At 65.9% G+C, this 1,283-nt stretch carries 2 protein-coding genes; both read right to left on the reverse strand.

Annotated elements, in window-relative coordinates:
- Window positions 1–63: 63 nt before the first annotated feature.
- Window positions 64–492 (reverse strand): SAF domain-containing protein, encoded by a 429-nt coding sequence (locus AB0J42_RS37710; protein ID WP_364303401.1) that lies wholly within the window; start codon window positions 490–492, stop codon window positions 64–66.
- A 3-nt stretch (window positions 493–495) separates the two neighbouring features.
- Entirely contained in the window at window positions 496–1,146 is a 651-nt protein-coding gene (locus AB0J42_RS37715; RefSeq protein WP_364303403.1) for a hypothetical protein, read from the reverse strand.
- Window positions 1,147–1,283 lie beyond the last annotated feature (137 nt).

The following is a 1,283-nucleotide window of genomic DNA, read 5'->3' on the forward strand; positions in this document are numbered from 1 at the left end:
TCAGCACGTCCACGCTCACCAGCCGGGCATAACGCTACAGATTCACTCGATCACAGTACGACATCACGGGCATAGGCTCACAGACCGCCCTCTGATAGCCACTGGAACGACGACCTGGCCGGGTGCTGGGGTGAGGGTCTCTGTTAGTTGGTTAGGCGCGAGGAGGCTGCCGGCTTTCAGGTCGACGGCGGCGCGCTTGCCGATCACCGTGCTTTTGTCGGTGGCGGTCAGTGAGTGGACAGCCGGATCCATGCCCATGGCCACGGTGCGTAGGTCTTGCGCCTGAAGTTGCTGGCCGATGGGGACGTCCCGGGCCATGACCAGGACGGGAGTCTGCTGGCCGGCGGCACCGTACACCTCCCATGCGATGAGCGCGCCAAGGGCCGTCAACGCGACGCTCGCCACGAGCATCGTCGGACGGCGCCTGCCAGGCAGGGGGCGGACGTGGGAGGCCTCGCCCTGTCCCCTGTTCGGCTTGAGCCGGTAGAGCATGGGCTATCCCTTCGTGACGAGGGCCTGGGCTTCGACGACTCGGACCGGGAACGTGACCGATCGGGTGATGGGTGGCAGCGTGCCGCTCGTCCCGCCGGAGCCACGCCAGGTGCCGCCCCAGGTCACGGAGACGGTGACTCGGTTGGAACTGCTCGGGCGGGAGTAGCGGTACGAGCAGGTGGAGCGCTGTTGGTCGGCTGGCGTGGTGGGGTCGTACCTGGTGCCGGGGCCATCGCACGTGATCGTCTGGCCGTCGCCTGGATTGACCGTCATCCGCTGTGGTGTCGCGGTGGCTTCTGCCCAGACGAGGCCGGCTCGCATGCGCTTCGATTTGGCAGCCCATTCACCCTTGGCCAGGTAGAACCAGTGCGGGAGTCCGACGAGGCCTTCCTTGCCGCGGGGAGGGGCGGTGAGGACTTTCGGTGACCTGATCGGAATCCGTGCGTAGGCCCTGCGGGCGAGCTGCTCGGGGGTGATTCCGGGGTCGTGCTTCTTGGCGATCCAGATAACGTCCCGGTAGCCGTCGGAGCATTCGACCAGGTAGTAGGCGCCTTTGCCCTTTGGCTGGTCGTTGGGGTTGCTGGCGGGGTCGACGAATTCGAGACCGCCGTTCTGCTGTCCGTCGACGGCCCAGGGTGTGTAGGCACAGGTCACGTTAGTCTTCTTGTTGGCGGCCGCTCTGGCCCCGGGGCGAGGTGTCAACGACGGCCGAATTCTGACCCCCTGACGACGGTTGAATCTTGACCCCCTGATGTTGTCGTTGACTACTGTTCGTGCTCGGATCGGGCCGG

It is taken from the genome of Nonomuraea sp. NPDC049649, from assembly GCF_040675175.1.
In the GTDB taxonomy this organism is placed as follows: Bacteria; Actinomycetota; Actinomycetes; order Streptosporangiales; family Streptosporangiaceae; genus Nonomuraea.

Bases quoted from the DNA above. Each gene is read 5' to 3' on its own strand.
- AB0J42_RS37710 (WP_364303401.1), bottom strand. From the start codon at position 492: ATGCTCTACCGGCTCAAGCCGAACAGGGGACAGGGCGAGGCCTCCCAC.